The 22,410-nt window shown below is 73.2% G+C and carries 15 protein-coding genes; 7 read left to right on the top strand and 8 right to left on the bottom strand.

From position 1 onward, the window contains the following. Positions 1–5: 5 nt before the first annotated feature. Genes F5972_RS19060 through F5972_RS19030 form a run of 7 tightly spaced genes read right to left on the bottom strand, consistent with a single transcriptional unit; the run spans position 6 to position 13,098 of the window. Positions 6–1,496, bottom strand: coding sequence for a condensation domain-containing protein (locus F5972_RS19060; protein WP_191910204.1), 1,491 nt, complete (start codon positions 1,494–1,496; stop codon positions 6–8). A gap of 32 nt (positions 1,497–1,528) precedes the next feature. Further along, positions 1,529–1,711, bottom strand: coding sequence for an MbtH family protein (locus F5972_RS19055; RefSeq protein ID WP_150934895.1), 183 nt, complete (start codon positions 1,709–1,711; stop codon positions 1,529–1,531). A 1-nt stretch (position 1,712) separates the two neighbouring features. After that, complete coding sequence (locus tag F5972_RS19050) at positions 1,713–3,638, bottom strand: condensation domain-containing protein (protein ID WP_150934894.1); 1,926 nt, start codon at positions 3,636–3,638, stop codon at positions 1,713–1,715. Continuing rightward, the gene (locus tag F5972_RS19045; RefSeq protein WP_150934893.1) at positions 3,635–3,907 is read right to left on the bottom strand and encodes a phosphopantetheine-binding protein; all 273 of its coding nucleotides are present in this window, start codon (positions 3,905–3,907) and stop codon (positions 3,635–3,637) included. Before F5972_RS19045 ends, F5972_RS19050 begins: the two co-directional genes overlap by 4 nt. Continuing rightward, complete coding sequence (locus F5972_RS19040; RefSeq protein WP_150934892.1) at positions 3,901–5,475, bottom strand: condensation domain-containing protein; 1,575 nt, start codon at positions 5,473–5,475, stop codon at positions 3,901–3,903. Before F5972_RS19040 ends, F5972_RS19045 begins: the two co-directional genes overlap by 7 nt. A 1-nt stretch (position 5,476) precedes the next feature. Continuing rightward, a complete protein-coding gene (locus F5972_RS19035) occupies positions 5,477–7,111 on the bottom strand; it encodes a class I adenylate-forming enzyme family protein (RefSeq protein ID WP_225311630.1) in 1,635 nt (544 codons plus the stop codon). Next, positions 7,108–13,098 (bottom strand): non-ribosomal peptide synthetase/MFS transporter, encoded by a 5,991-nt coding sequence (locus F5972_RS19030; protein WP_150934891.1) that lies wholly within the window; start codon positions 13,096–13,098, stop codon positions 7,108–7,110. Before F5972_RS19030 ends, F5972_RS19035 begins: the two co-directional genes overlap by 4 nt. A gap of 520 nt (positions 13,099–13,618) precedes the next feature. Between F5972_RS19030 and F5972_RS19025 the strand changes: the two genes are divergently transcribed. From F5972_RS19025 to F5972_RS19000, 6 genes are all read left to right on the top strand, one after another. Continuing rightward, on the top strand, positions 13,619–14,569 hold the full coding sequence (locus tag F5972_RS19025; RefSeq protein WP_150934890.1) for a thiamine pyrophosphate-dependent dehydrogenase E1 component subunit alpha: 951 nt from the start codon (positions 13,619–13,621) through the stop codon (positions 14,567–14,569). Next, positions 14,566–15,543 carry an alpha-ketoacid dehydrogenase subunit beta gene (locus F5972_RS19020; RefSeq protein ID WP_150934889.1) on the top strand — a complete coding sequence of 326 codons (978 nt, stop codon included), beginning with the start codon at positions 14,566–14,568 and terminating at the stop codon, positions 15,541–15,543. The genes F5972_RS19025 and F5972_RS19020 overlap by 4 nt, the downstream gene beginning before the upstream one ends. After that, positions 15,540–17,108, top strand: a complete 1,569-nt coding sequence (locus tag F5972_RS19015; RefSeq protein ID WP_150934888.1) for a 2-oxo acid dehydrogenase subunit E2 — start codon at positions 15,540–15,542, stop codon at positions 17,106–17,108. The genes F5972_RS19020 and F5972_RS19015 overlap by 4 nt, the downstream gene beginning before the upstream one ends. A gap of 5 nt (positions 17,109–17,113) precedes the next feature. After that, positions 17,114–18,436 carry a GH1 family beta-glucosidase gene (locus F5972_RS19010; RefSeq protein WP_204288440.1) on the top strand — a complete coding sequence of 441 codons (1,323 nt, stop codon included), beginning with the start codon at positions 17,114–17,116 and terminating at the stop codon, positions 18,434–18,436. A gap of 372 nt (positions 18,437–18,808) precedes the next feature. Continuing rightward, positions 18,809–19,699 carry an aldose 1-epimerase family protein gene (locus tag F5972_RS19005; protein ID WP_150934886.1) on the top strand — a complete coding sequence of 297 codons (891 nt, stop codon included), beginning with the start codon at positions 18,809–18,811 and terminating at the stop codon, positions 19,697–19,699. Position 19,700: 1 nt separating this feature from the next. Beyond that, a complete protein-coding gene (locus F5972_RS19000) occupies positions 19,701–20,714 on the top strand; it encodes a phosphotransferase family protein (protein ID WP_150934885.1) in 1,014 nt (337 codons plus the stop codon). Positions 20,715–20,806: 92 nt separating this feature from the next. On the opposite strand, the gene F5972_RS37320 is transcribed toward F5972_RS19000, so the two are convergent. After that, positions 20,807–20,974 (bottom strand): hypothetical protein, encoded by a 168-nt coding sequence (locus F5972_RS37320; RefSeq protein ID WP_191910203.1) that lies wholly within the window; start codon positions 20,972–20,974, stop codon positions 20,807–20,809. A gap of 181 nt (positions 20,975–21,155) precedes the next feature. On the opposite strand from F5972_RS37320, the gene F5972_RS18995 reads away from it, so the two are divergent. Further along, on the top strand, positions 21,156–22,406 hold the full coding sequence (locus F5972_RS18995) for an FAD-dependent oxidoreductase (RefSeq protein WP_150934884.1): 1,251 nt from the start codon (positions 21,156–21,158) through the stop codon (positions 22,404–22,406). The last annotated feature ends 4 nt before the right edge of the window (positions 22,407–22,410 follow it).

Genomic DNA, 22,410 nt, shown 5'->3' with positions numbered 1-22,410 from the left:
ACCTTTCAATCAGAGAACGCGCCGCTCAGCGCGGACAGACGGGTCTCCGGGTCGGCCCCGGCCCGCCGTACGACCTCGGCGAAACCGCGGACGAGGCGGCGCGCGGTCGCGGGCGTGAACAGGTCGGCGCTGTAGTCGAAGACGCCGCCCAGCCCCTCCGGTCCGCGCCACAGGTCGAGCGAGACCTCGGACTTGGTGTGGCTGGGCGGGATCGTGTGGACCTCGGCGTCGAGGTCGGCGAACCGGGTCCCCAGCAGGTCGTCCTTGGGCAGGTCGCTGTGCAGGTTGAACATGGCCTGGCACAGCGGCGGCCGGCCGACGTCGCGCGGGACGCGCAGCGCGGCCAGGATGTGCTCGAACGGCACGTCCGCGTGCCGCATCCCGGCCAGGGTCGCCTCCCGCACGCGGTCCAGCAGCTCGTGGAACGCCGGGTCGCCGGACAGGTCGGCCCGCAGCACCAGCGTGTTGCCGAAGTAGCCGATCAGCGGGGCGAGCTCGCTGCGGGTCCGGCGGGACACCGGGACGCCGACGCAGAAGTCGGACTGGCCGGACGCCAGGGCCAGGGTCGCCTCGTAGGCGGCGACCAGGGCCATGAAGGACGTGCAGCGCCGTTTCCTGGCCACCCGCTCCAGCGGCGTGACCTCCTCCGGCGGCAGCAGCAGCTCCTCGCGCCCGCCGCGCCCCGACCACCGGGACGGCCGGGGATGGTCGAGCGGCAGGTCGAGTGAGGGGGCGCCGGTCAGCCGGCCCGCCCAGTGCTCCACGCCCGCCGTGTGGTCCCGCTGCCTCTCCTGCACGGCGAAGGAGGCGTACTGCATCGGCAGCTCCGCCAGGACGGGCTCGCGTCCCTCGCGCGCCGCCGCGTAGCACTCGGCGAGCTCGCGCATGAGCACGTCGAGCGACCAGCCGTCCACCACGATGTGGTGCAGGACGATGCACAGCACCACCTCGTCCTCACCCAGCCGGGCCACGCCGACCCGCAGGGGAGGTTCGTTCTCCAGGTCGAACGGGCGCTCGGCGAACTCCCGCAACGCCTCGTCGGCGCCCGCCCCGTCCAGACCAGCACCGTCCGGACCAGCTCCGTCCCGGCCAGCCCCGTCGCGGCCCGCCTCCCCGGAGGCCACGAGGTCCTCCACCGGCGTCGGCGCGGGCGGCAGCACCACCTGCACGGGGGCGTCCCCGCGCAGCCGGAAGCGGGTCCGCAGCACCTCGTGCCGCTCGGTGACCCGGGCGAACGCCGCGGCCAGCGCGGCCGTGTCGAGCCGCCCGCGCAGCCGGACGGACCAGGGCGTGTTGTAGCTGGTGTCGCCGGGGTCGAAGCGGCTGAGGAACCACAGGCGCTCCTGCCCCGGCGACAGCGGCCACTCCTGCCCGCCGGGGTCCGCCGCCGCGCCCCCGAGGGAGCGCAGCAGCGCCGCCCGGCGTTCGGGGGGCAGCCCGGCCAGCTTCTCGATCAGCGCCGCGCGGCGCTCCGCGCCGCTCGCCCGCCCAGTCATCGGCCCAGTCATCGGCCCAGTCATCGGCGCGGTCATCCGCCGCGTACGCTCAGCGGGCGCATGTCGGTCCACACCGTCTCGATGTGGTCCAGGCATTCCTGCCGGCTGCCGGTGAAGCCGGTGGGCCGCCACCCGGCGGGCGGCTCGCGGTCGCTCCACCACACCGAATACTGCTCCTCGTCGTTGACGACCACGAGCATCGAGGATTCGGTCATTTCACCTTCCCAAGGCAGTCATTGCGGAAGAGGGGACCCGGCCGCCGCCCTCGATCAGGCGGGGGCAGTCCGGCCAGGCGGAGGGGCCGACCGGCGGCGCCGGGCACAGCACGTAGTGCCGGGGGGCGAGCACGTCGGTGCGACCGGCCGCGGCCCGCATCACGGCGGCGTGGACGGCGTCGGGCGTGTCCAGCCCGGGACGCGCCACGAGATAGCCGGTCAGCCGGTCCGCCCCGTCGTCGCCGGGCTCCACCACGACCGCGGCCGGACCCCCGCAGACCCGGCGCAGCAGCGCCTCGGTCTCCGGCAGGCTCACCCAGTCGGGGCCGATCCGCGTCCATCCGGCCGGCCGCCGCACCGGGTCGAGGCCGGCGATCTCGGCGATCCGGTTCAGCGGCACGTCGGCCGAGACCGCCCGGACCAGCAGCTCCTCCAGGCCGCCGAGCATCCGCTCGGCGGCCCGCCCGGGCAGGAACGCCGTGTCCACCAGCACGAAGAACCCACAGGTGGAGGGCGCCGGACCGGTCGCGAAGAAGATCTTCGCCTTGACCTTCGAGTAGGCGCCGACGAAGAACGTCCTGGTCCGGCCCCGCAGCGCGGCCAGCGCCCCGGCGTCACCGAAATCGACGTCCGGGAGGCCCGACCAGCGGCCGCCCTGCCGGACGTCGTTGAAGAAGGCGTCCAGGTCGATGTCGGCGCCACGGTGCCACGCCTCCGCGTCCCGGGCGGCGAGCACGAGCGAGGGGTCGTAGTGCCCGTTCCGGTAGGTCGCCAGGGTCCTGCGGTGTCCCGGCCCCAGCGCCTCGGCGAAGGTAACGGCCCTCCGATCACCAGGCCCCGGATCACCGGACCTCTGGTCACCGGCGCCGAGGTCGATGACGCAGAGCCCGTCCTGCGCGGCCGGCCCGGCCATCGCCCCCGTACGGAGGTGGTGCCGGTTCGACACGATGAGCTGCAGCGCGGCGGTGGAGTGCCCGGTGACGGCGGCCAGCAGGGCGGCGCTCGCGACCGTGAGCACGCTGGAGGTCGTCACTCCGTGCCGGGCGGCCAGCGCCTCGGCGGCGACGGCCGCCGCCGGGGAGTCCATCCCGTAGCGGACGAAGCGCGGCTCCTCCGGCTCCCGCTCGGGGAAGTCGAACATCGAGCGCGGCGCGGACGCCAGGCCGGTCCGCCAGTGGCGCAGCGCCTGCGCGCCGGGCGGCGGGTCCGACCGCTCGAAGGCGGCCTGGTCGAGCGGCTGCCACTCGGGGGCGGGCAGCTCCTCCCCGGCGACGAGCCGCGGCCACTCCGCGGCCACCATGTTCAGCGACCAGCCGTCGAGGGCGAGGTGGGACAGCGCGAGCGCCAGCGCGCGCGGCCGGCCCCTCAGGCAGACCACCGCGCACCGGACCGGCAACTCGGCCGCGTAGTCGAACCCGGTCGCGGCCAGTTCGGCGGCCAGCGCCTTGGCCGCGGTCATCGGCTTCGCCGCCGCCTCGTACACGCCAACCGTGAGCCGGCCTTCGCGCCTCACCCGCTGGACGGCCCCCTCCCCGGCACCCGTCTCCGTGCCCTCCCCGGCGGCCATCTCGGTGCTCTCCCCGGCACCCGCCCCAGTGCTCGCCTCTGTGCCCTGGGTGACCACCTCCGCGCCGGTCCCGGGGCGTGCGCCCTCCCGGACGTACGCCGTGCGCAGCGTCTCGTGCCGCTCGACGAGGCGTCCGACGGCGCGCAGCACGGCGTCCAGGTCGACGGCGCCGGTCACCGGCAGGGTCCAGGCCAGGTTGAAGTAGGGATCGCCGTCGTCCAGCCACTGGGTGGAGCGCCAGATGCCCTGCTGCCCCCAGGTCAGCGCGGCCTGCCCGCCCCGCGCGCCGCGGAACTCCACGGTGCGGGGCGGCAGCGCGGTGAGGCCGGGCGCCTGCGGTGCGGGCGGGCTGCCGGTCACCTCCGCTGCCCGCCGGAGTGCTCGCCGTCGCCGTCCTCGCCGGTGTGCGCGGCGATGTGCCCGGCCAGGCCGTCGAGTGTGTCGAGGTAGCCGCCGTCCAGGTCGACGTCGCAGCCGAACTCGGTCTCCACCATGTCGATCAGCCGGAGGTAGGCGAGCGAGTTGAGGCCCAGCGCGGGCAGGCTGCAGTCGGCCGCCAGCACGTCGGCGGCGGCCAGATCTCCGCCGCTCGCCTTGGACACCAGCTCGGCGAGGCGTTCCCTCAGCATGCCTCCTCCCGGAGGAGGGCGACCTCCGCGGCGACCCCCGCGATCGTCGGCTCGTCGAAGAACAGGTCGAAGGACAGCTCCACGTCCATCCGCTCGCGCACCTTCGCGATGATCTCGACGATCGTCAGCGAGTGCCCGCCGAGGTCGAACAGGTCCTCGTCCGGCCCGATGTCGGGCCGTTTGAACACCTCGCTCCAGATCTCCGCGACCTCCGCCAGGTAGGGCGTGGCGTCCGCCTCACCGGTGCGTGGCGCCGCGGCCGGGTCCGTTCCGCTCCGCCCCGCCTCCGTCGGTACGGACGAGGACTCGACCTGAGCCGGCAGCGGCAGGTGGGAGAGGTCGGTGTCGGGGGCGGTGACCACCGCCTCCAGGAGGGCGAGCAGGTGCCCGACGAGGGACTCGCAGCCGGAGCGGCTCAGGATCGCCGGGTTGAACTGCAGGCGGGCCGTGATGCCGTCCGGCGCGTCGACCACCTGCAGGTGCAGCGTGCCGCGCACCTGGTGGTTGAACGACATCCAGTCGACCGTCGCCGCCACCCCGGGAAACTCCGGCGCGCTCCCGTCGCGTCCGCGGTAGCTGACCGAGACCGGAGTCAGCGCGGTCCGCGGGCTCACGCCGCCGACCGCGCGGGCGAGCGGCACCTGCCGGAACCGGTAGACGGCCCGCAGCTCGCCGCGCACCGACCGGGCGAAGTCGGCGAACGTCCCGCTCGGGGCTCCGGCCCGCACCGGCAGCTCGTTCACGAAGAGGCCGATGTGGCCCCGCGTCTCCTCGGTCCTGGTCGACAGGTCCACCGACACCGCCGCGTCCTCGTTGCCGTACGCGGCGAGCAGCGTGTGGACGGCGGTGAGCACCAGCTCGAACCGGGTGACGCCCATCTTGTCGGCGGCGACGGCGAGCCCGGTGGGAAGGGCGAAGTCGACGGCCTCGCCCGCGGCGGCCCGCGTCGAGACCCCCGTCAGCCCGGGAAGCCGCAGGTCCTGCCGGTCCTGCCAGCGGTCCCGCCAGAACGCGGCGGCCTCGTCGAGCAGCTCGGCCACCCGGGTGTTCTCCCGATCGACGGCCTCGCCGTACGCCAGGGGAAGGACCGGCAGCGGCAGCCCGGCGTAGGCGTCGGCCAGGCCGCGCACCAGGAGATCCTTCGACATGCCGTCGAAGACCGCGTGGTGGGCGACGACGACCAGGAGGTGCCGCTCCGGCGCGAGCCGGAAGAGCCTGAACCGGGCCGTCGGGCCGGTCCCCAGGTCCAGGTCGAGGGACGCCTCGCGGTCGACCAGCTCGGCCGCCTCACGCCCGGTGGCGTCCTCGAACCCGATCGGCGGCGGCACGGCGGCCAGGGCGGGGCGCAGCACGGCGTCCCGCTCCGCCAGGGCCGTGCCCAGCTGGGGATGCGCGCGGACCACGTCGTGGCAGGCGGCCAGCAGCCGGTCCGCGTCGAGAGGGCCGTCGAAGTGGATGGCGAGCGGCATGTGGTACACCTGACCGCCGCAGCCCATCCGCTCCGTTACCCACATGCCGTGCTGCGCGAGGGACGCCTGCTCCCCCTCGCCCGTGAGCGTCGGTGACATCTCACTCGCCTTCTTTGCTGATCATGGAGTCGCCCAGCAACGTGAGCAGTTCCTTCTTGATGACCTTTCCTGACTGGTTCCTGGGCAGGTCGTCGACCACGAGGATGCGTTCGGGCAGCTCGTGCCAGGCCAGCCGGTCCATCAGGAAGGCGCGTACCTCGCTCGCCGACAATCCCTGCCCCGGCCCCGGAACCGACCCGGGAACCGACGCCGAGCCCGGCCCCGCGGCCGACGCGGGGCCCGATCTGGCCACGACCGCGGCGCCCAGCACGGAGCCCAGCACCGGGTGCGGGAGGCCGAAGACGGCCGCCTCGGCGATCTCCGGGTGCTCGTACAGCGCCGCCTCCACCTGCAGCGTGGACACCTTGTACGCGCCGGTCTTGACCACGTCGCTCTCCCGGTCGACGAGGTAGAGGTAGCCGTCGGCGTCGACGTATCCGACGTCGCCCATCCGCACCCAGCCGTCGCGGAACGCGCGGGCGCTGGCCTCCTCGTCGCCGTAGTAGGACCTGCTGGCGGCGGGCGACCGCATCCACACCTCGCCGGTCTCCCCGGGCGGGAGCGGGTTGCCCTCCTCGTCGGCGATGCGCAGCGACCCGTCGAACGCGGGCCGCCCCAGCGCGGCCGGCCGGGCCCGGTCGTAGATCATGATGGTCTGGGCGGGGGCGGCCTCGGTGGACGTGTAGTAGTTCGTCACCGTCGCGTTCGGGAAGGCCGCCGCCAGCCGCTCCGCCAGGGCGGGGGGCAGCGCCGCCGCCGCCGAGCCCAGCAGCACCACACCGGACATGTCGTGCCGCTCGTGCAGCCCCGCGTCGAGGAGTTCGACCGCCATGGAGGGCACCAGGAACACAGTGCCGGGGCGGTAGGTCTCGATGAGCCGGGCGAACCTGCCGGGGGTGAACCGCGCGGGGGTCAGCACGGTGGGCCGGGCGTCCAGTGCGTTGATCAGCATCGTCTGGCCGGCGTTGGTGCCGATCGGGAAGGCGTGCAGCAGATGCCGCGAGTGAGCGAACCTGCGGTGCCGGGGCTGTGTGACGCACCCGTAGGCCAGGTTGGCGTGGCTCGCGCCGACTCCCTTGGGCCGCCCGGTCGTGCCCGAGGTGTAGAGGATCTGCGCCAGGTCGCCGGGCCGCACCGGCGGCGCGGCCGGGCGGGAGCCGGGCGCGGCGCCGGATCCAAGCACGGATTCGAGCTCCGCCGGGGTCGCGGTCCACGGCTCCGGCGCCGCCGGAGCCTGCGACTCGTCCGTACGGGCCGGCGGGAGAGCGAGGTCCCGGCCGAGCAGCACCGCCGACGCCGAGCAGTGCCCGACCATGTAGCGGATCTCGGCCGGCGCCAGCCGGTCCGACATCGGCACGGCCACCGCGCCCGCTTCGAGCACCCCGCAGAACGCCACGGCGAAGTCGATCCAGTCACGGCTGCCGAAGTGCAGCGCCACCCGGTCGCCCGGGGCGACGCCCTTCTCCGCCAGTCCGGCGGCGAGCGCCGCCGACCTGCGCTCCCACTCCGCGAAGGTGAGCGTCCCCTGCCCCTCGACGATCATCGCGACGCCGTCCGGCTCCTGCTGGGCACGCAGCCGCAGCAACTCCGGCACGGTGAGCGCGGGCATCCGCCGCGTCCTCGTCGTGCGCGTCATACCTGCTCCTTCTCGGGTGCCCGGCCGGACGTGGCGGCGGGTACGGAGGCGGGCTCACGCGCCGGCTCAGGGGCCGGCCCGACCGGGGCGACCGCGTCGAGCACCCGTCCCGGCGCGGGCGGGCCGTCTCCCGCACCGTCCGTCCCGTCGGCCGCCCGGACCGACGCGATCCGCTGGGTGAGGGCCTGGTAGCCGACGACGTCGTCCGGCAGGGCGTCGGGCACCTCGTCGTCGAACCGGCGCAGCACCCCGATCCGCATGCCGACCAGCGCCACGGCGGCGATCGCCAGGGCGAAGCAGGCGTACATGAAGCCGATCCCGCGCCCGGGCCCGGTGCCGAGCACCGCGCCCACCGTCCCGGCGAGCGGCCCGCCGGGGGCGAGCAGCGGCTCGAAGACCTGCGCGCCGTACGGCGCGACCAGGCCGAACCCGATGGGCAGGGTGGACCAGGCCACCAGCGTGTTCAGCGCGATGACCCGGCCGTGGAACCGCTGCGGCACCTTGACCTGGATGATCGTGGCGTAGACGCCGTTCAGCAGGGTGAGGCACAACGACATGCCGAACGCGCCCGCGGCGATCGGGAACAGGTCCGGGCGCAGCCCGGTCAGCAGGCAGAACACCGACAGGGCGAGCGTGGACACCAGCACGCCGTGCAGCCTCCGGCGGCGCGGCCCGCCCCACGCGGCCATGGCGAGGCCGCCGAGGAAGGCGCCCAGACCGCCCGCGAACGACACCCGGCCGACCTCCGCCAGCGACGCGAAGGACAGCACCAGCGGCGAGATCATCAGGAACAGCGGGGACAGGAAGACGTTCAGCACCGCGAAGTAGAACAGCATCGCGCGGAAGCCCCGGTTGCCCCAGGAGTGGCGGATGCCGCCCATCATCTCCGCGAGCACGCTCTCCCGCCGCTTCCACGCCATCGTCGCCGGGAAGCGGACCAGCAGGAGGGTGACGGTGGCGACGACGTAGCTCGCCACGTCGATGACGAGGATCCCCTCCAGCCCGATCGCCGCCATCAGCCCGACGGCGATCAGCGGCACGATGAGCTGCGCGGTGCCGGCGGCCATCTGGACGACGCCGTTGGCGTGCCCGAGGAACCGTTTCGGCACGAGCTGCGGGATCGCGGAGCCGTACGCGAGCCGCTGGAAGGTCAGCGCGACCGACAGGCAGACCAGCAGCGGATAGATGTGCCAGACCTGCAGGTTGCCGGTCCAGAGCAGGACTCCCAGCGCGAGCTGGGTGCCGCCGGCCGCCACGTCGCCGGCGAGCATGACCCTGCGCCGGTCGAACCGGTCGACGATGGTGCCGGCCAGGGGCGCGACGAGCATGCCGGGCAGCAGGCCGAGCACGGAGAACAGCGCGAACCTGGCCAGCGACCCCGTCGTGAGATAGATCCACAGCGGGATGGCGAACTCGGTCAGCGCGGAGCCGGTGATCGAGACGAGCTGGCCCGCGGCGACGACGAGGAAGCGGCGCATGCTGGGGGGCGGGCCGACCCGTGGCGGTGCCTCCGCCGAACCGACCGGCGCCTCACGCCCCTTCTGCCCGGCCTGCCCGTTCCGCGTCGTGCTTGCGAAGCCGTCCTGACCGGCGGCTTCAGGACCGTCGTGGCCGGGGCCTTCCGCGCCGTTCCGCGTGGCGACCGTCAGGCCGTCATGACCGACGCCTTCCGCGCCGTTCCGCATGGTGTCCGCCGGGCCGTCCTGGAGGACGGCGTCCGCGCCGTTCGATCCTGCGCCTGCCGCAAGCCCGGCGGGCTGGCGCGAGACGCCCTGCAGCCACCAGGTGCGGCTCTCGTCCCGTGCCATCCCCTCGGTACGCCCGGAGGCGAGGGCGGGGTGCGTGCCGGTGACGATGTCGGCCAGCTCGGTGTTCCGGTACCGGAGGAAGAAGTGCCCGGCCTCGTCGAGCACGACGCACGCCGTCTCATCTGACAGGCAGTGCCACTCCTTGTAACGTTCCTGGTAGAACTCGGCCGCCGGATCACGTTCGCCGACCACGGCGATCACCGGCGCGCGCAGCGCCGGGCTGCCGCCCTCCTCGAAGATCCGGGTGAAGTACCGCTCCGCGGCGCGGGTGCCCTCGCGGCGGTTGCGCACGATGAGCTTGACCTGCTCCCGGCCGAGGTCCTCCACGTCGAGCCCGGCCGCGGTGAGGGCGTTCACCCGCTGCTGGTCGCTGGTGAGGCGGTCGAAGAACGTCCCGAGCCAGTTCAGGCCGCGTCCTGGCCGGGCGAAGGGGAACACGCCGCCGAGATACAGCGCGTCGACGGCGTGACCCTCGGCCTCCAGCTTCCGGGTGATCTCGGCGGACAGCATGACGCCGAGGCCGCAGTGGCCGTACAGCACGAGCGAGCCGCCGTTGCGGTCCATGATCTCGGCGATCTCGGCCACGCAGCCGAGGACGACCTCCTCGAACGGCCGGGGCTCCTCCCCCAGTTCGTGACCCGGCACGGCGACCGAGTAGAGCGCCCAGTCGGCGGGCAGCGCGTCGGCGAGCGGCTGGTAGACGACCGCGCTGCCCCCGCCGTACGGCACGCAGACCAGGGTGGTGGTGGCGGTCCGGGCGGGGGTGAGCCGGTGCAGCAGGGAGCGCGGCACGTCCCCCTCGGCCGTGAGCAGCCGGGCCAGCTCGCGCACGGTGCGGTGCTTGAACACGTCGAGCACGGTGACGGGCCGGTCCGGGTACGCCCTGCGCAGCCGGGCGATGACCCGCATCGCGAGCAGCGAGTGGCCGCCCAGCGCGAAGAAGTCGTCGTGGGCGCCCACCCGTTCGACCTCCAGCACCTCCGCCCAGACGCCTGCCACGTCCTCCTCGGGGCCGGGCTCCGGGGCGACGTACTCGGCCGCCGGGACGTCGGCCTCCGGCTCGGGCAGGCGTGAGCGGTCCACCTTGCCGTGCGACTTGAGCGGCAGCTCGTCCAGCCAGGCGTAGCGCGAGGGGATCATGTAGGCGGGCAGCCGGTCGGCCAGCCAGGCGCGCACGGCCGCGGCGCCGGGCCGTTCCGCGGGCCCGTCCGGCGTGCTCCCGGCGTCGGGCCCGGTCGTGCTTCCTGCGGCGGGGACGAGGTAGGCGACGAGCTGTTCCCCGCGCGGCTCGACGACGGCCTGCGCGACGTCCGGGTGGTCGGTCAGCACCGACTCGATCTCGCCGAGCTCGACGCGGTAGCCGCGGATCTTCACCTGCAGGTCGCGGCGGCCCAGGAACTCCAGGTCGCCGGAGTCGGTCCACCGGCCGAGGTCCCCGGTGCGGTACATGCGCGCGCCGGGCGGGCCGTACGGGTCGGGGACGAACCGGTCGGCGGTGAGGCCCGGACGGTTCAGGTAGCCGCGGGCCAGCCGGTCGCCGCCGAGGTAGACCTCGCCCGGCACCCCGGCGGGGACCGGCCGCAGCCGCTCGTCCAGCACGTACGCCCGCGCCCCGGGCAGCGGCGAGCCGATCGGCAGGCTCACGCTCGCCTCGGCCGGGCCGTCGGGAGCCGGAAGCCGGGCGACGTCGTAGGTGGTGACGCCGACGGTGGCCTCGGTGGGCCCGTAGTGGTTGACGACCCGGCAGCGGCCCGTCGCCTCCAGCTCGGCGGCCCAGCCGCGCGGAGCCGCCTCGCCGCCCAGCAGCAGCAGCTTCCTGGGCAGCAGGTCGGCCGATCCGCCGTCGGCGAGCCGGCCGGACACGGGCTCGGTGGCATCGCTCGCGGCCGCGAGCAAAGTGGCCTCGTTCACCGACGCGAGCAGGGTGGCGAGGTGCGACGGGGTGATCTTGAGGTAGTCGATCCCGGTCCGGCGGAAGATCTCCGCCAGCTCCGGGCCCGCGGTGCGCGAGGGCACCAGGTGCAACGTGCCGCCGGTCATCAGGCAGAGGTAGAAGACCGTGACGCCGAAGTCGAAGGCGAGGGACTGGAGCAGGGCGAAGGACGAGGCGGGCTCCACGCCCAGCCTCTCGCGCACCCCGGCGAGGTAGACCAGCACCTCGTGGTGCTGCACGGCGACGCCCTTGGGCCGCCCGGTGGTGCCGGAGGTGTAGATCACGTACGCGAGGTCGCCCGGTGTCCCGGTCTCCTCGTCGGCGGCGGGGGCCTCCGGCGCGTGGTCCTCGTCGAGGTACACCGGCGTGACGTCGTCCGGGAGACGATCCAGCAGGTCGGCGCTCGTGACGACGAGCCTGGCCCCGGCGTCGGCCAGTACGTAACCGAGCCGGCTCGCCGGGTGTTCCGGGTCGAGCGGCAGGTAGGCCGCGCCGGACTTCAGCACGCCGAGCACCGCGACCGCGAGCCCGGTGGACTGCTCCAGGCAGATCGCCACCCGGTCGTCGCGCCGCGCGCCGAGCGCGCGCAGCCGTCCGGCGAGCCGGTCGGCCGCCGCGTCCAGTTCGGCGTACGTGAGCGCGTCGCCGCCGCACACGACGGCGGTCGCGGACGGAGTGCGGGCCGCCTGCGCCGCGATCACCTCGTGCAGCCGCACGGAATTCCACTCGTGCGGACGGGCGGCGATCGGCTCGGGTAGGTGCGCCGGCTCGGGCGAGGCCGGGGGCACGCCGGATACGCCGGCGGCGGGCAGGTCCGCCGGCGCGCCGGCGAAGCCGAGCACGCGGCGCCGCTCCGCCTCCGGGAGCAGCTCCAGGTCCGACACCCGCGTGCCGGGGGCGGCGACGATCGACCGCAGCAGGTTCTCGAAGCACTCCGCCAGGCGTGCGACAGTGGCCGGGCGGAACAGCTCGGTGCGGTAGGTGAGGTTGCCGTGCAGGCCGTCGCCGAGATCCATCAGGTACAGCCCGAGGTCGAACCGGCTCGCGGTCACCTCGAACGGGTACGCCGACAGCGTCAGCCCCTGCCCGCGCAGCGGGGCCGACCGGTAGTTCTGCAGCGCGAACATCACCTGGAACACCGGTGACCTGCTGACGTCGCGTTCGACCCCGAGCTCGCCGACGAGCCGGTCGAAGGGCAGCTCCTGGTGGGCGTAGGCGTCGAGCGCCGTCTCACGCACCCGGCCGAGCAGCTCGGTGAAGGCCGGGTCGCCGGACAGGTCGGCCCGCATCGGCAGCGAGTTGATGAAGAGGCCGACCACCCGCTCCAGCTCCGGGAGTTCGCGCCCGGACACCGGGGATCCCACCGCGAAGTCGTCCTGGCCGGAATACCGCGCGAGCAGCACCTCGAACGCGGCGAGCAGCGTCATGTACAACGTCGCGCCGTTCGCCCGGCCCAGCTCGGTCAGCGCGTCCGCGAGCGCGCGGTCGAGCACGAAGCGGTGGGCGGCGCCCGCGGCGCCCTGCTCCGGCGGGCGCGGCAGGTCGGTCGGCAGCTCCAGCGGCGGCAGCCCGGCCAGCCGCTCCCGCCAGTAACGGATGTCGTCGTCGTGGGTCCGTCCACGTTCCCACACGGCGTAGTCGCCGTACTGCACGGGCGGGGCGGCGAGATCGGCCTCGGTCCCGGTCCGGTACGCCTCGTGCAGGGCGAGCAGTTCCTCCATCACGATGTCGCAGGACCAGCCGTCGGTCACGGCGTGGTGCATGGTCAGGAGCAGCACGTGCTCCCGGGCGGCGAGCCGGACCAGGAGCACCCGCATCAGCGGGCCGTTCGCGAGGTCGAACGGCCGGTCCAGCTCCTCCTGCACGATCTCGTGCGCGGCGGCGGCGTCGCCGGACACCCGGAACCCGACCCGCGGATCGTCGTCCAGCACGATCTCCGGCGTGCCGTCGTCGGTGGTGACGAACCGGGTGCGCAGGCTCTCGTGACGCCGGGCGACCTCGGCGAGGGCGCGCTCCAGGGCCGCCTCGTCGATCTCGCCGCCCTCCAGCCGTACGGCGAAGGCGACGGTGTACGCGGTGGTGCCCGGCGCGTACTGCTCCAGGAACCACAGGCGCTCCTGGGCGTGCGAGAGCGGCGGGTGCGTGCCGGCCGGCCGCGGCGGCACGGTGACCCTCGCGGCTTTCCCGGCCTTGAGCCGCTGCGCCAGCAGGGCCTGCTTGGCAGGTGAGAGACCGGTTCGGGTCACGTCGCCGGCACCTCGGGTGAGACCTGCGTAATGAACAACATGGCGATTCCTCTGTGCGCTTCGCACCCCGGCACGCCGGCGGGCCGGTGCGGATACGCGGGCGGCCGACGATCCGGCGGCGACCGAATCACCGCCGGCGGGCCTCCCGCCTGATGCCGGCGCGCGCGGCGCGGAATTCGCCGCTGTTCGCGCCGGTAAACCCCCCTCAAACAAGACGCATAAGTGGGAACGCTCCCACGGCAACGGAGGCTATGGACGGGACCTTTCGTTCGTCAAGAGTCATGGAAGTTTCTGTCCGTTATTAGACCCAGGAGGGGGAATGTGAGGATATTGCCGCAGATCACGGACAATATGGGCTACAACCAGCCAAATCACCCCCAACGCCGAGGATTGACAGCACCCCCTGCCCCACCTACGCTCCGTGGGAGCGCTCCCAGAATGGGTGCTTCAGTCCCTGACGCCGGGAACCCGGTGCCGAGCGCGCCCCTCCCGTCAGTGACGCACCAGGAGCGGACCACCTTTGACCGTCACCGCCGCCGCGCCCCCTCGGAGCCCACGGCCCGCCGTGGCCGACCGGGATCTCCGCTCGCTGCTTCTCATCCGGCACTTCGAGCGAGCCCTGCTGCGCCTGTTCGAGCGGGGTGTGCTGAGCGGCACCACCCACACCTGCCTCGGGCAGGAGTACGTCCCGGTCGCCCTGTCGGCGTTGCTCCGGGACGACGACTTCGTGTTCAGCAACCACCGCGGGCACGGCCACTTCCTCGCCCGCCATCCGGACCCGCACGGCCTGCTCGCCGAGATCATGGGGCGCGAGGGTGCCCTGTGCGGAGGCGTCGGCGGCAGCCAGCACATCTACCACCAGCGCTTCCTGTCCACCGGTGTGCAGGGCGAGAGCCTTCCGGTGGCGACCGGGGTGGCCCTGAAACTGGCCGGCACGGGCGCGCTGGCCTGCGCGTACATCGGGGACGGCACCTGGGGTGAGGGCGCCGTCTACGAGGCGCTCAACATGGCGTCGCTGTGGCGGGTGCCGCTGCTGGTCGTGGTCGAGCACAACGGCATCGCCCAGTCGACCCCCACGTCCGTCCAGATGGCCGGCACGATCGCCGCCCGGGCGGCGGCCTTCGGCGTCCGCCACCACCACGTCGCGTCCGCCGACGTCGAGGAGATCAGGGCGGGCCTCGCCCCGCTGCTGGACGCCGTACGGACTGAGCCGTCCCCGCTGGTCGTGGAGTTCGCCACGCACCGTCTCGGACCGCACAGCAAGGGCGACGACACCCGCTCGCCGGAGGAGATCCGCCGGGTCCGGGAGTCCGACTGGTACGACCGGTACGCCGAGGCCGATCCCGAGCGGTTCGCCCGGATCGACGCGGAGCAGCGAGATCTCGTCGAACGGGTGGTCGCCGAGGTCTCCGCCCGGCCCGCCGCCGCGTCCGTCGCCCCCTCCGCTCCGTCACCGGAGGCGCGGCCGTGACCAGAGTCTCCGAGCACATCAACCAGGCGCTGCACGATCTCATGGAGTCCGACCCCTCGGTCCACCTGCTGGGCGAGGACGTCTGCGACCCGTACGGCGGCGCGTTCAAGGTGACCCGGGGGCTGTCCAGCCGGTTCGGTTCCCGGGTGCGGTCCACTCCGCTGAGCGAGGGCGCCATCGCGGGGGTCGGCGCGGGGCTGGCCCTGGCCGGTGACAAGGCCATCGTCGAGATCATGTTCGCCGACTTCGTGGCCCTGGCGTTCGACCAGATCACGAACTTCGCCGCCAAGTCCACCGCGATGTACGGCAGGCCCGTGCCGGTGCCGCTCGTGGTCCGCTGCCCCACGGGCGGCAACCGCGGCTACGGCCCCACCCACAGCCAGAACCCGCAGAAGCACTTCATCGGGGTGCCGGGGCTGTCCCTGTTCGAGATGACGCCGTTCCACGACGCCGGCGACCTGCTCACCCGGATGTTCGACCTGGGCCGGCCCTGCCTGTTCTTCGAGGACAAGGTCCTCTACACCCGGCAGATGCACGACACCGGCGACCTGTTCCGGTTCGAGGTGGCCGGCGACGTGGCGCGGGTGTACGTCGACGGCGCGGGACCGCCCGACTGCACGCTGGTCACCCACGGCGGGCTCGTCCACCGGACGCTCGACGCCATGCGGGCGCTGCTGCTGGAGGACGAACTGGTCTGCGAACTGCTCGTGCCGGCCCAGCTCTATCCGGTGCCCCACCTGCCCGGGCTGGAGGACGCGCCGCACGTCTGCGTGGTGGACGACGGCACCGAGGGCGGCACCTGGGCGGCCGAGGTGGCCACGGCCCTCTACCCGCGCCTGTGGGGCCGCCTGCGCCGCCCGATCACCCTGGTCAACTCGGCGGACAGCGTGATCCCCGCCGCCCCCCATCTCGAACGCGAGGTGCTCGTGCAGGCCGGCCGCATCCGGGCCGCGGTGAGGGAGGCCCTGTCGTGACCGGCTTCCCCGTGCCCAAGCTGAACAACAACGACACGACGTACGTCCTGGTGGAGTGGCTGGCCGAGGACGGCCAGGCGGTGCGCGACGGTGATCCGGTCGTGCTGCTGGAGACGTCGAAGGCGACCGAGGAGGTCGTCGCCCCGCACGACGGCGTCCTGCGGCGGCTGCTCGCCGAGGGGGCCGAATGCGAGCCGGGTCAGGTGATCGCCCACCTGCTCGGACCCGGTGACGAGGCGGCCACGGAAGGCCCGGCCGGCACCGCGGCCAGCACCGTGACCAGCACCGTGGCCGGCGCCGCTACCACGGAGAGCGCGGGCGTCGACGCACGCGGGCCGGGCCTCCCGGCGGAGCCCGGCGCCTCCGTTTCCGGCGGTCCGGGCCTCCCGGCCGGGCCGGGCGGTCCCGGGCCGGGCGGTCCCGGGCTGGGCGGTCCCGGGCCGGGCGGTCCCGGCGGCGCGGGTGCGGGCGACGGCTCCGGCGTCGTCGTCACCATGCCCGCCCGCGAGCTGATCGAGGCGCACGGCGTCGCCATGGAGCGGGTGTACGCCCTCGGCCGCAAGATCATCAGGCGGGCCGACGTCGAGGAACTGCTCGCCGGTCCCTCTTCCGCCACGCCCCAAACCACCTCCGCAGCCGGAGCCACCGCCACGAACGGAGACGCCTCCGGGAGCGCCCTGCCGTCGACGGCGGGCCAGGCGAACGGCCGGCCGGCCCCGGCCCTCTCGGCAGCTCACCCGGCGACCGGCTCTGCCCTGAACGGCGCGGAGCGTGCCGGTGCCGCCCTGGACGGTGCCGCCCTGGACGGTGCCGCCCTGGACGACGACGCCCTGGACGGCGCTGCTCTGGACGGGGCGGGACCGGACGACGGCGCGCAGTGGATCACGCTGTCCCGGGCGCAGCAGCGGACGGCCGAGGTCGTCGAGCGGTCCCGGCGCGAGATCCCCGCGGCGTTCACGGTGATGACCGTCGACGTGACCGAGGTGCTGTCGCTCGCCCGCGACCTCACCCGGCGGCTGCGCGCCCTGGTCGGCCTGCCCGAGATGGTGATGAAGGCGACGGGCGGGCTGCTCGACCGGTTCCCGGTCTTCTTCGCCGAGCCCGGCCCCGGCCCGCGCCCGCGCCTGCGGCGGGCCGCCACCGCCGACGTGGGCGTGACCGTCGACGTCGGCCGGGGGCTGTTCATCCCGGTCGTCCGCGACGTGGGCGACCGGCCGCTCTCCGAGATCGCCGGCGACCTGGCCGGTTTCCGCAAGACGGCTCTCACCGGGTCGTTCCGGGAAAGCGACCTCCAAGGAGGCAATATCACGCTAACCCTGCACACCCACGACGGCATCGTGCACGCCGTCCCGATCGTCTTCCCCGGCCAGACATGCGCGCTGTCGCTGACCGCGCCCCGCCCGGAGGTCGTCCCCGACGGCGCGGGCTTCGCCGTACGGAAGACCGTCGCGATCGGCCTGGCGTACGACCACCGTTTCGTCAACGGTCGCGATGCCGCGGAGTTCCTCGGCGAACTCCGGTCGGCGCTCGAATCACCCGCGCGTTTCCTCACCGAGAATGGATGAATCCCATGAACTCACCCGCACGGTTTCCGACCGACTTCGTCTGGGGTGCGTCGACCGCGGCGTACCAGGTCGAAGGCGCGACCACGGAGGACGGCCGCGGGCCCTCGGTGTGGGACACGTTCTGCGCGGTCCCGGGGAACGTGCTCGACGGCGACAACGGTGACCAGGCCGCCGACCACTACCATCGCTACAACGACGACCTGGACCTGATCGCCGATCTCGGCCTGGGCAGCTACCGCTTCTCGATCGCGTGGCCGCGGATCCAGCCGACCGGGTCGGGGAAGGCCAACCAGAAGGGCCTCGACTTCTACCGCAGGCTGGTCGACGGGCTCGTCGAACGCGGCATCCAGCCGATGGCCACGCTCTTCCACTGGGACCTGCCGCAGGCGCTGCAGGACCGAGGGGGCTGGGAGAACAGGGACACGGCCGAGCGCTTCGCCGAGTACGCCGAGATCTGCTTCGACGCCCTGGAGATCCGTGACTGGCTGACGATCAACGAGCCCAAGACGGTCGTCGACTGCGGCTACCGGGAAGGCCAGCACGCGCCGGGCTTCAAGGACGACGCGCGCGCGTTCGTCGCCTGCCACCACCTGCTGCTCGCCCACGGACTCGCCTCGCGGGTGCTGCACGAGCGGCACGCGGGACGCCGGATCGGGCCGGCGCTCAACCTCCACCCGACGTACCCGGCCGACGACACCCCCGAGGCGCTCGAGGCGGCCCGCCACCAGGACGGCCTGGAGAACCGGCTCTACCTCGACCCCATCTTCAAGGGCTCCTACCCCGAGGACACGCTGCGCTGGATCTCCGAGCGCGGCCCGATGGCCGACCACATCCTGGACGGCGACCTCGCCGTCATCAACGAGCCCATCGACATGCTCGGCGTGCAGTACTATACGCCGATCTTCGTGGACGCCAAGGGCGAGCGGGTCTTCCTGCACGAGCGGACCCAGGCCGAATGGCTGGAGGTCTACCCCGAGGGCTTCCACGACATCCTGATGCGGGTGCAGCGCGACTACCCCGGCGTGCCGATGATCATCACGGAGAACGGCCTGCCCACGGAGGACGTGCCCGGCCCCGACGGCCGCGTCCGCGACGAGCGGCGCATCACGTTCCTGCGCGACCACCTGGCCGCCATGCACCGCGCCATGGAGGAGGGCGCCCGGGTCGAGGGCTACCACGTGTGGTCGCTGCTCGACAACTTCGAGTGGGCGCAGGGCTACAGCCAGCGGTTCGGCATCGTGTACGTGGACTACTCGACCCAGAAGCGCACCCCCAAGGACAGCGCGCTCTGGTACCGCGACGTCGTGAAGAGCGGCGAACTGCGCTGACGCGGCCCGCGCGGGAACCCGCGCATCCGCATTCGGGGTGTCACGCCACCCGCCCGCCGCCCCTCGCCCGGCGAGAGGGCGGCGACGCGTGCCTTGAGCGGCTGAAACTTTCAGCGTTGTCAGGTGGGCGATTTCCCATGCACGTGCAGCGGAACGCGCCGAACGGCAAATTCAAAGCCGTTATACCGATCTACGCCACAATCCCGGAATAAGTTGACGCGTTCGTCGGAAAGACTTAGCTTTACCTCCGGTGGGAGCGCTCCCACTTATTGCCCACCCCGCTTGGATCAAGGGCAATGAGCTGGGATAAAGTCCCTGCACACCGGCAGATGACCTATTTCTTGACCTCGCGTCAGCGAAAGGACTCCCCCCGTGCCTGACTACACGATCACCGGCGGCGGCTACCAGGCCACGATCAGCGAGCGGGGCGGCGCGCTCCGGGTGCTGCGGCACGGAGACCGCGACCTGGTGACGAGCTGGCCGGAGGGCGGGCCGGTCCCCTACTACAGCGGCACGATGCTCGCCCCCTGGCCGAACCGGGTGGTCGGGGCCGAGTACGCCTTCGACGGGCGGCGTCACCGCCTGCCGGTGAACGAGCCCGACCGCGGTCACGCCCTGCACGGCCTGGTCTCCGACCGCGACTGGGAGTGCGCGGAGCTGCTCGTGGTGGAGGACCACCACGGCCACGTGCGGCTGACCTACATCGTGGAGCCGGTCGAGGGCTATCCCCACAGGATCGCCCTGGAGGTGCGGCACTCGATCTCCGAGAAGGGCCTGTCCACCACGCTGACCGCGCAGAACGTCGGCGAGAGCGCCGCGCCGTACGGCTGCGGGCCGCACCCCTGGCTGCTGGCCGGGCCTGACGTGACCGCCTACGAGCTGGAGCTTCCGGCCGGCCGGGTGCTGCTCACCGACGACCTGCTCGCCCCCACCGACCTGGTGGACGTGGCGGGCACGCCGTACGACTTCCGGGCGCCGCGCGTCATCGGGGAGACGGCGGTCGACCACGCCTTCACCGGCGTGGCGGAGGGACGGGTGCGCGTGCGCGGCCCGGAAGGCGTGGTGGACCTGACCTGGGACCCGGAGGTCATGCCGTGGGTCCAGATCTGCACCGGTACGGGGCTCGGCCACCGGGGGCTGGCCGTGGAGCCCATGACCTGCCCGCCCGACGCGTTCAACTCGGGCACCGATCTGGTCGTTCTGCAGCCGGGGGACAAGCACGAGGCCACGTGGACCATCGCGGCCGCCAACGAGGAAGACTGAATTGGACAGCAGGACCAAGAGACGACTGTCCCCCGCGCAGCTCGGTGAGATCGCCCGTGACGCCCTGGGCCGCGCGCTGACCTCTTCGGAGGAGCTCACCGACGGCTTCGCCAACGCCGCGTGGCGGCTCGGGCTCGACGACGGGCGCCAGGTGGTGCTCAAGCTGGGACCGCCGCCGGACCTCCGGATGCTGACGTACGAACGGCACCTGCTGCGCACCGAGGCGATGGTCTACCACCTGGCCAAGCCCGCCGGGGTGCCGATGCCCGACCTGCTGCACGCCTCGTTCGACGATTCGGCGCTCGGCGGCGACTACCTGATCCTGTCCGCCCTCGACGGCGCCGCGTGGAGCGCGACCTCGCTCGGCCCGGCGGAGGAGAGCGCGATCCGGTTCGAGCTGGGCCGCCACCTCGCCCGGCTGCACGCGATCCCGGGCACCGGCGTCTTCGGCTACCCGTACGCCGGGCTCACCGGGCGCACGTGGCGGGACGCGTTCCTCGTCATGATGGGCGCGATGCTCGACGACGCCGTCCACTACAACACCCGGCTTCCCGCGACGATCGTGGAGATCGCCGGGCTCGTCCACCGGAACGCGCACGTCCTCGACGAGGTGGTCACTCCGGCTCTGGTCCACTTCGACGTGTGGCCCGGCAACGTGTTCCTCGACGGCGACCGGCGCATCCAGGCGATCATCGACTTCGAGAGGGCCTTCTGGGGCGACCCGCTGGCCGATTTCATCACTCCCACCCTGTTCGGCGAGCTGCGCGAGGACGACCCCCTGCTCACCGGCTACCGGAGCGAGGGCGGCAGAGCGGACCTCGGCGAGGGCGCCTGGACCCGGCTCGCCCTCTACCGGGTCTACCTCTACCTGATCATGCTCGTGGAGGACGGCCCGCGGCAGTACCCGGAGGAGTCCTACGGCCGCATCCGTGACCTGTCCACCCGATCACTCGCGAGCTGCCTCGACACCCTGAGGGCCGGCCTGCGGCAGCACGGGCCACACGCCCGCGTCTGAACCGGGCTCCGGCCCGGCCCCGTCCCACCGTCCGACGGGCACGCCACACCCCCGTGACCACCCAGGGTCACGGGGGTGTGGTCCGTTCCGGATCAGGCGTCCAGCACGAGCGACTGCGAGCCGCAGCCGGTGCCGGTGTGCGGTTCGGCGTCTCCGGTCGCCGCGACGGCCGCGGGGGCGCCGACGGTCACCGAGGCCACGAGGGCCAGGACCATCGCTCCGGCCGCGACGCGCGGCGCGCGGGGGACACGAGCAATCACGACGACTCCTCACAGCCGATATTCCGTTGATCACAAAATAGCGCGCCCGCGGCCGCTCCGGTAGGCCCGCTTCGCCCCGCTCCCCTCGGCTCCCCCGGCCCGCGGCGGGTCACCATGTGCTTCCCCTCCGGGTATGGAGTCCCCGAGCCGCTCGTGCGACAATTTCAGCGGGTGATGAATTATGGACACGACATGCGTGATCGCGGGCGGCGGGCCCGCGGGGGCCGTGCTCGGGCTGCTGCTGGCCCGTGCGGGCGTCGACGTCACACTCCTGGAGAAACACGCGGACTTCCTGCGCGACTTCCGCGGTGACACGATCCATCCCTCCACCCTTCAGGTGCTGGACGAGATCGGGCTGGCCGAGGCGTTCCACCGGCTGCCGCACTTCGAGGCGCACACCATGTCCGTGGAGACCGACGAGGGCCGGGTGCCCATCGCCGACCTGCGGAGGCTTCCCGGCAAGTACCGGTACATCGCCTTCGTCCCGCAGTGGGACTTCCTCGACCTCGTGACGGGAGAGGCGCGCCGTTACCCCAACTTCCGCCTGCTGATGAACGCCACGGTCACCGACCTCGTACGGGACGACGGCGTCGTCCGGGGGGTGCGCTACCGCGACGAACACGGCGCGGAGCACGAGATCCGGGCCACGCTGACGGTCGCGGCGGACGGCCGGACCTCCGTCCTGCGGCAGGCGGCCGGTCTCGCGCCCCGGCGGTTCGGCGCGCCGATGGACGTCGTCTGGTTCCGGCTGCCGCGCGAGGACGGCGATCCGGGGCAGCCGTTCCTGCGGGCGTCGGCCGGGGAGCTCATGGTCGCCATCGTGCGCGAGACGCACTGGCAGCTCGCCTACGTCATCCCCAAGGGCGGCTTCGAGGCGCTGCGGGCTCAGGGCGTCGGGGAACTGCGCGACCGGGTGCGGCGCCTGCTGCCCTTCCTCGGCGGCCGGGTGGACGAACTGCGCTCCTTCGACGAGACCGGCGTGCTGCGGGTCGAGGTGAACCGGATCTCCCGGTGGCACCTTCCCGGCCTGCTGCTGATCGGCGACGCGGCGCACGCGATGTCGCCGGTCTTCGGCGTCGGGATCAACCTGGCGGTGCAGGACGCCGTCGCGACGGCCAACATCGTCGGGCCGGCCCTGCTGCGCGGCCGGGCGCCCTCGGCGCTGCTGGCGAGGGTGCAGCGCCGCCGCCGGGTCCCCACGGTCGTCGTCCAGACCGCGCAGCGGCTGGTGCAGGACCGGTTCATCCGGCCCGCCCTCGCCTCCCGTTCCGTACGGACGATTCCCGATCTCACCCGCGTGCCGGTGGTCCGCTCACTGCTGCCCAGATTCGTCGGCCTCGGCGTGCTTCCCGAGCACGTCCGTCTTCCGCCACGAGTGAAAGGATCTCAGCAGATGGACAAGGAGGAGGCCACAGGGGACGCGGTGCAATAACCTT

This window comes from Microbispora cellulosiformans (assembly GCF_008728085.1).
GTDB lineage: Bacteria > Actinomycetota > Actinomycetes > Streptosporangiales > Streptosporangiaceae > Microbispora > Microbispora amethystogenes.
Note: the sequence above shows the minus strand (reverse complement) of the source record. Positions and strands in the feature narration are given on the sequence as shown.